The 8,278-nt window shown below is 52.4% G+C and carries 8 protein-coding genes; all 8 read left to right on the top strand.

Going from position 1 to position 8,278, the window contains the following annotated elements:
- The coding region (locus tag ACLD4F_RS21375) for a hypothetical protein (RefSeq protein ID WP_168992435.1) at positions 1-70 on the top strand (70 nt) is incomplete at its 5' end.
- Positions 71-299: 229 nt separating this feature from the next.
- Entirely contained in the window at positions 300-683 is a 384-nt protein-coding gene (secE, locus tag ACLD4F_RS21370) for a preprotein translocase subunit SecE (RefSeq protein ID WP_001275691.1), read from the top strand.
- A gap of 1 nt (position 684) precedes the next feature.
- Positions 685-1,230: a transcription termination/antitermination protein NusG gene (gene nusG, locus ACLD4F_RS21365; protein WP_001287521.1), complete on the top strand. Its 546-nt coding sequence runs from the start codon at positions 685-687 to the stop codon at positions 1,228-1,230.
- Positions 1,231-1,387: 157 nt separating this feature from the next.
- On the top strand, positions 1,388-1,816 hold the full coding sequence (gene rplK, locus ACLD4F_RS21360) for a 50S ribosomal protein L11 (protein ID WP_001085926.1): 429 nt from the start codon (positions 1,388-1,390) through the stop codon (positions 1,814-1,816).
- Between the two features lie 3 nt (positions 1,817-1,819).
- Complete coding sequence (gene rplA, locus ACLD4F_RS21355; RefSeq protein ID WP_001096676.1) at positions 1,820-2,524, top strand: 50S ribosomal protein L1; 705 nt, start codon at positions 1,820-1,822, stop codon at positions 2,522-2,524.
- A 419-nt stretch (positions 2,525-2,943) separates the two neighbouring features.
- Entirely contained in the window at positions 2,944-3,441 is a 498-nt protein-coding gene (gene rplJ, locus ACLD4F_RS21350) for a 50S ribosomal protein L10 (RefSeq protein ID WP_226330856.1), read from the top strand.
- A gap of 66 nt (positions 3,442-3,507) precedes the next feature.
- Complete coding sequence (rplL, locus tag ACLD4F_RS21345; protein WP_000028882.1) at positions 3,508-3,873, top strand: 50S ribosomal protein L7/L12; 366 nt, start codon at positions 3,508-3,510, stop codon at positions 3,871-3,873.
- Positions 3,874-4,190: 317 nt separating this feature from the next.
- Entirely contained in the window at positions 4,191-8,219 is a 4,029-nt protein-coding gene (gene rpoB, locus ACLD4F_RS21340) for a DNA-directed RNA polymerase subunit beta (RefSeq protein ID WP_000263105.1), read from the top strand.
- Positions 8,220-8,278 lie beyond the last annotated feature (59 nt).

The raw sequence follows: 8,278 nt of genomic DNA, 5'->3' as shown, positions 1-8,278 counted from the left end.
TCTGCGTTTCGCAATCCGTGAAGGCGGCCGTACCGTTGGCGCGGGCGTTGTTGCTAAAGTTCTCGGCTAATCGCTGATAATATTTGACGCAATGCGCAATAAAAGGGCATCATTTGATGCCCTTTTTGCACGCTTTCACACCAGAACCTGGCTCATCAGTGATTTTATTTGTCATAATCATTGCTGAGACAGGCTCTGTAGAGGGCGTATAATCCGAAAGGCGAATAAGCGTTTCGATTTGGATTGCCTCGCGATTGCGGGGTGAAAATGTTTGTAGAATACTTCTGACAGGTTGGTTTATGAGTGCGAATACCGAAGCTCAAGGGAGCGGGCGCGGCCTGGAAGCGATGAAGTGGATAGTTGTTGCCATATTGCTGATCGTCGCAATCGTCGGCAACTACCTCTATCGCGACATGATGCTGCCGCTGCGTGCGCTGGCCGTAGTAATTCTGATTGCTGCAGCGGGTGGTGTCGCGCTGTTGACGACAAAAGGTAAAGCAACCGTTGCTTTTGCCCGTGAAGCGAGAACCGAAGTCCGTAAGGTCATTTGGCCGACTCGCCAGGAAACGCTGCACACCACGCTGATCGTCGCTGCGGTTACCGCAGTTATGTCACTGATCCTGTGGGGACTGGATGGTATTCTGGTTCGCCTGGTATCCTTTATCACTGGCCTGAGGTTCTGAGATGTCTGAAGCACCTAAAAAGCGCTGGTACGTCGTTCAGGCGTTTTCCGGTTTTGAAGGCCGCGTAGCCACATCGCTGCGCGAGCATATCAAATTACACAATATGGAAGAGCTGTTTGGCGAAGTCATGGTGCCGACTGAAGAAGTCGTTGAGATCCGTGGCGGCCAGCGTCGCAAAAGCGAACGCAAATTCTTCCCGGGTTACGTTCTGGTCCAGATGGTCATGAACGACGCAAGCTGGCACCTGGTGCGTAGCGTGCCGCGTGTGATGGGCTTTATCGGCGGTACCTCTGACCGTCCGGCGCCGATCAGCGACAAAGAAGTCGATGCGATCATGAACCGCCTGCAGCAGGTTGGCGATAAGCCGCGGCCGAAAACTCTGTTTGAACCGGGTGAAATGGTTCGTGTTAACGACGGTCCGTTCGCAGACTTTAACGGCGTTGTCGAAGAAGTCGATTATGAGAAGTCTCGCCTGAAAGTGTCTGTTTCTATCTTCGGTCGTGCGACCCCGGTAGAGCTGGACTTCAGCCAGGTTGAGAAAGCGTAAGGCTGCGATCAAAAAAGCAGCGATCTAATCGTTGCATAGGGCGCGAAATTGACATACAATTTCGCGCCTTTTGTTTTTATGGGCCTTATGCCCATAAAGCGATATTTATCACGGGGAGCTTCTTTGAAGCGATACTACCCAATTCGAGGAATTTAGAATGGCTAAGAAAGTACAAGCCTACGTCAAGCTGCAGGTTGCAGCTGGTATGGCGAACCCGAGTCCGCCGGTTGGTCCAGCACTGGGTCAGCAAGGTGTGAACATCATGGAATTCTGCAAAGCGTTCAACGCAAAAACGGATTCCATCGAAAAAGGTCTGCCGATTCCGGTTGTTATTACCGTTTACGCTGACCGTTCTTTCACCTTCGTTACCAAAACGCCTCCGGCAGCTGTTCTGCTGAAAAAAGCGGCTGGTATCAAGTCTGGTTCCGGCAAGCCGAACAAAGACAAAGTAGGTAAAATTTCCCGCGCTCAGCTGCAGGAAATCGCGCAGACCAAAGCTGCCGACATGACCGGTGCCGACATTGAAGCGATGACTCGCTCCATCGAAGGTACTGCACGTTCCATGGGCCTGGTAGTGGAGGACTAAGAAATGGCTAAACTGACCAAGCGTATGCGCGTGATCCGTGAAAAAGTTGATGCGACCAAACAGTACGACATCAACGAAGCTATTGCCCTGCTGAAAGAGCTGGCCACTGCTAAATTCAACGAAAGCGTTGACGTTGCCGTTAACCTCGGCATCGACGCTCGTAAATCTGACCAGAACGTTCGTGGCGCGACTGTACTGCCGCACGGTACTGGCCGTTCTGTTCGCGTTGCCGTATTTACCCAGGGCCCGAACGCTGAAGCAGCTAAAGCTGCTGGCGCTGAGCTGGTAGGTATGGAAGATCTGGCTGACCAGATCAAGAAAGGCGAAATGAACTTCGACGTTGTTATCGCATCCCCGGATGCAATGCGCGTTGTTGGCCAGCTGGGCCAGGTTCTGGGTCCGCGCGGCCTGATGCCAAACCCGAAAGTCGGTACCGTAACGCCGAACGTTGCTGAAGCGGTTAAGAACGCTAAAGCAGGTCAGGTTCGTTACCGTAACGACAAAAACGGCATCATCCACACCACCATCGGTAAAGTGGACTTTGACGCTGACAAACTGAAAGAAAACCTGGAAGCTCTGCTGGTTGCGCTGAAAAAAGCAAAACCGAGCCAGGCGAAAGGCGTGTACATCAAGAAAGTTAGCATCTCCACCACCATGGGTGCTGGCGTTGCCGTTGATCAGGCTGGTCTGAGCGCATCTGCGAACTAAGATTAGTCTTTACGTGGGCGGTGATTTTGTCTACAATCTTACCCCCACGATTCTGTTGAAATATAACAGAGCACTATGCGAGTCATTTGAATTGCAGCAAGGCAGCAAGTGAGTGAATCGCCAGGAGCATAGTTAACTATGTGACTGGTGTGAACGGGCGCAGCTAACACAGCTGCGGTTCAAAGGACGAAGTCATAGAAAGAATTTGTTCGTTGGAGCCTGGCCTATCCAGGCCTCCGTCGAAGACCGCAGGCGTCTCGCAAGAGGCTTAATCCCCTGCGTAGACGGTGACAGAACGCTAAGATTATTTTTTATACTCTGGCTTGTTTCTGCTCACCGTATTAAGACGCTCTTCTCGTTGAGATGAGTGAAGTGAGTTCCGGAACATGAGTTCCGGCAAACATCCAGGAGCAAAGCTAATGGCTTTAAATCTTCAAGACAAACAAGCGATTGTTGCTGAAGTCAGCGAAGTAGCCAAAGGCGCGCTGTCTGCAGTAGTTGCGGATTCCCGTGGCGTAACTGTAGATAAAATGACTGAACTGCGTAAAGCAGGTCGTGAAGCTGGCGTATACATGCGTGTTGTTCGTAACACCCTGCTGCGCCGCGTCGTTGAAGGTACTCAGTTCGAGTGCCTGAAAGACACGTTTATTGGTCCGACCCTGATTGCATACTCTATGGAACACCCGGGCGCTGCTGCTCGTCTGTTCAAAGAGTTCGCGAAAGCGAATGCAAAATTTGAGGTCAAAGCTGCAGCCTTTGAAGGTGAGCTGATCCCGGCGTCTCAGATCGACCGCCTGGCAACTCTGCCGACCTACGAAGAAGCAATTGCACGCCTGATGGCAACCATGAAAGAAGCTTCGGCTGGCAAACTGGTTCGCACACTGGCTGCTGTACGCGATGCAAAAGAAGCTGCGTAATCGCAGTTGTCTTTATCAAGCATTTGCTTACGTATAAACTTATTCTGATATTCAGGAACAATTTAAATGTCTATCACTAAAGATCAAATCATTGAAGCAGTATCCGCTATGTCCGTAATGGACGTTGTAGAACTGATTTCTGCAATGGAAGAAAAATTCGGTGTTTCCGCTGCTGCTGCTGTAGCTGTAGCTGCTGGCCCGGCTGAAGCTGCTGAAGAAAAAACTGAATTCGACGTAATTCTGAAAGCTGCTGGCGCTAACAAAGTTGCTGTTATCAAAGCAGTACGTGGCGCAACTGGCCTGGGTCTGAAAGAAGCTAAAGACCTGGTAGAATCTGCTCCGGCCGCTCTGAAAGAAGGCGTGAGCAAAGATGACGCTGAAGCACTGAAAAAATCTCTGGAAGAAGCTGGCGCTGAAGTTGAAGTTAAATAAGCCAACCCTTCCGGTTGCAGCCTGAGAAATCAGGCTGATGGCTGGTGACTTTTTAGTCACCAGCCTTTTTGCGCTGTAAGGCGCCAGTAGCGTTTCACACTGTTTGACTACTGCTGTGCCTTTCAATGCTTGTTTCTATCGACGACTTAATATACTGCGACAGAGCGTACGTTCTGTGTAAATCGCAATGAAATGGTTTAAGCGTGATAGCAACAGGCATTGCGGAAAGTATCCATTTTCCGGTCAACAAAATAGTGTTGCACAAACTGTCCCCCGCAGGACAGATGGGTCGACTTGTCAGCGAGCTGAGGAACCCTATGGTTTACTCCTATACCGAGAAAAAACGTATTCGTAAGGATTTTGGTAAACGTCCACAAGTTCTGGATGTACCTTATCTCCTTTCTATCCAGCTTGACTCGTTTCAGAAGTTTATCGAGCAAGATCCTGAAGGGCAGTACGGCCTGGAAGCAGCCTTCCGTTCCGTGTTCCCGATTCAGAGCTACAGCGGTAATTCCGAGCTGCAGTACGTCAGCTACCGCCTTGGCGAACCGGTGTTTGACGTTCAGGAATGTCAGATCCGTGGCGTGACCTATTCCGCACCGCTGCGCGTAAAACTGCGTCTGGTGATCTACGAGCGCGAAGCGCCGGAAGGCACCGTAAAAGACATTAAAGAACAAGAAGTCTACATGGGCGAAATTCCGCTCATGACCGACAACGGTACCTTTGTTATCAACGGTACTGAGCGTGTTATCGTTTCTCAGCTGCACCGTAGCCCTGGCGTCTTCTTTGACTCCGACAAAGGTAAAACCCACTCTTCGGGTAAAGTGCTGTATAACGCGCGCATCATTCCTTACCGTGGTTCCTGGCTGGACTTCGAATTCGATCCGAAGGACAACCTGTTCGTGCGTATCGACCGTCGCCGTAAACTGCCTGCGACCATCATTCTGCGTGCGCTGAACTACACCACTGAGCAGATCCTTGACCTGTTCTTTGAGAAAGTCGTCTTCGAAATTCGCGACAACAAGCTGCAGATGGAGCTGATTCCAGAACGTCTGCGCGGCGAAACCGCGTCGTTCGATATCGAAGCTAACGGCAAAGTGTACGTTGAAAAAGGCCGTCGCATTACCGCGCGTCACATCCGTCAGCTGGAAAAAGACGATATCAAGCATATCGAAGTTCCGGTTGAGTACATCGCAGGTAAAGTCGTCTCTAAAGACTACGTTGACGAATCCACTGGCGAGCTGATCTGCGCGGCGAACATGGAGCTGAGCCTGGATCTGCTGGCTAAGCTGAGCCAGTCTGGCCACAAACGTATCGAAACGCTGTTTACCAACGATCTGGACCACGGCCCGTACATTTCTGAAACGGTACGCGTCGACCCAACTAACGATCGTCTGAGCGCGCTGGTAGAAATCTACCGCATGATGCGCCCTGGTGAGCCGCCGACTCGTGAAGCGGCTGAAAGCCTGTTCGAGAACCTGTTCTTCTCCGAAGACCGCTATGACCTGTCTGCGGTGGGTCGTATGAAGTTCAACCGTTCTCTGCTGCGCGACGAAATCGAAGGTTCCGGTATCCTGAGCAAAGACGACATCATTGATGTCATGAAGAAGCTCATCGATATCCGTAACGGTAAAGGCGAAGTGGATGATATCGACCACCTCGGCAACCGTCGTATCCGTTCCGTCGGCGAAATGGCGGAAAACCAGTTCCGCGTTGGCCTGGTGCGTGTAGAGCGTGCGGTGAAAGAGCGTCTGTCTCTGGGCGATCTGGATACCCTGATGCCTCAGGATATGATCAACGCCAAGCCGATTTCCGCCGCAGTGAAAGAGTTCTTTGGTTCCAGCCAGCTGTCTCAGTTTATGGACCAGAACAACCCGCTGTCTGAGATTACGCACAAACGTCGTATCTCCGCACTCGGCCCAGGCGGTCTGACCCGCGAACGCGCAGGCTTCGAAGTTCGAGACGTACACCCGACGCACTACGGTCGCGTATGTCCTATCGAAACGCCGGAAGGTCCGAACATCGGTCTGATCAACTCCCTGTCCGTGTACGCACAGACTAACGAATATGGCTTCCTTGAGACGCCGTACCGTCGTGTGGTTGATGGCGTGGTCACTGACGAAATTCATTACCTGTCTGCTATCGAAGAAGGCAACTACGTTATCGCTCAGGCGAACTCCAACCTGGATGACGAAGGCCACTTTGTAGAAGATCTGGTTACCTGCCGTAGCAAAGGCGAATCCAGCTTGTTCAGCCGTGACCAGGTTGACTACATGGACGTTTCCACCCAGCAGGTGGTCTCCGTCGGTGCGTCCCTGATCCCGTTCCTGGAACACGATGACGCCAACCGTGCATTGATGGGTGCGAACATGCAACGTCAGGCGGTTCCGACTCTGCGTGCTGATAAGCCGCTGGTGGGTACCGGTATGGAACGTGCTGTCGCCGTCGACTCCGGTGTTACTGCAGTAGCTAAACGTGGCGGTACTGTTCAGTACGTGGATGCATCCCGTATCGTTATCAAAGTTAACGAAGACGAGATGTACCCGGGTGAAGCAGGTATCGACATCTATAACCTGACCAAATACACCCGCTCTAACCAGAACACCTGTATCAACCAGATGCCATGTGTGTCTCTGGGCGAGCCGGTTGAACGCGGCGACGTGCTGGCAGACGGTCCGTCCACCGACCTCGGTGAACTGGCGCTCGGTCAGAACATGCGCGTGGCGTTCATGCCGTGGAACGGCTACAACTTCGAAGACTCCATCCTCGTTTCCGAGCGTGTTGTCCAGGAAGACCGTTTCACCACCATCCACATTCAGGAACTGGCGTGCGTGTCCCGTGACACCAAGCTGGGGCCGGAAGAGATCACCGCTGACATCCCGAACGTGGGTGAAGCTGCGCTCTCCAAACTGGATGAATCCGGTATCGTTTACATCGGCGCGGAAGTGACCGGCGGCGACATTCTGGTCGGTAAGGTGACGCCGAAAGGTGAAACCCAGCTGACGCCGGAAGAGAAACTGCTGCGTGCGATCTTCGGTGAGAAAGCGTCTGACGTTAAAGACTCTTCTCTGCGCGTACCTAACGGTGTCTCCGGTACGGTTATCGACGTTCAGGTCTTTACTCGCGATGGCGTAGAAAAAGACAAACGTGCTCTGGAAATCGAAGAGATGCAGCTCAAGCAGGCGAAAAAAGACCTGTCTGAAGAACTGCAGATCCTCGAAGCGGGCCTGTTTAGCCGTATCCGTGCGGTGCTGGTGTCCGGCGGCGTTGAAGCTGAGAAGCTCGACAAACTGCCGCGCGACCGCTGGCTGGAACTCGGTCTGACCGACGAAGAGAAACAAAATCAGCTGGAACAACTGGCTGAGCAGTATGACGAACTGAAACACGAGTTCGAGAAAAAACTTGAAGCGAAGCGCCGTAAAATCACCCAGGGCGACGATCTGGCGCCGGGCGTGCTGAAGATCGTGAAGGTCTATCTGGCCGTTAAACGCCGTATCCAGCCGGGTGATAAGATGGCAGGTCGTCACGGTAACAAGGGTGTTATCTCTAAGATCAACCCGATCGAAGACATGCCTTACGATGAAAACGGCACGCCGGTAGACATCGTACTGAACCCGCTGGGCGTACCGTCTCGTATGAACATTGGTCAGATTCTGGAAACCCACCTGGGTATGGCTGCGAAAGGTATTGGCGACAAGATTAACGCCATGCTGAAACAGCAGCAGGAAGTCGCCAAACTGCGCGAATTCATCCAGCGTGCCTACGATCTGGGCGCCGACGTTCGTCAGAAAGTCGACCTGAGCACCTTCAGCGATGATGAAGTGCTGCGTCTGGCAGAAAACCTGCGTAAAGGTATGCCGATTGCCACACCAGTGTTTGACGGTGCGAAAGAAGCGGAAATCAAAGAGCTGCTGAAACTGGGCGACCTGCCGACCTCCGGTCAGATCACCCTGTTCGATGGCCGTACGGGTGAACAGTTCGAACGTCCGGTAACCGTCGGTTACATGTACATGCTGAAACTGAACCACCTGGTTGATGACAAGATGCATGCGCGTTCTACCGGTTCTTACAGCCTGGTTACTCAGCAGCCGCTGGGTGGTAAGGCGCAGTTCGGTGGTCAGCGCTTCGGGGAGATGGAAGTGTGGGCGCTGGAAGCTTACGGCGCCGCCTACACCCTACAGGAAATGCTCACCGTTAAGTCTGATGACGTGAACGGTCGTACCAAGATGTATAAGAACATCGTGGACGGCAACCATCAGATGGAACCGGGTATGCCGGAATCCTTCAACGTTCTGTTGAAAGAGATCCGCTCGCTGGGCATCAACATCGAACTGGAAGACGAGTAATTCTCGCTCAAACAGGTCACTGGTGTCGGGGTAAAACCCGACACCAGATTGTGCTAACT

Origin of the sequence: Salmonella sp. 741265050_HSA, assembly GCF_046569445.1 — a bacterium.
Taxonomy (GTDB): domain Bacteria; phylum Pseudomonadota; class Gammaproteobacteria; order Enterobacterales; family Enterobacteriaceae; genus Salmonella; species Salmonella enterica.
The sequence above is the reverse complement of the archived record's forward strand: the minus strand, read 5'-3'. Positions and strand labels throughout refer to the sequence as shown.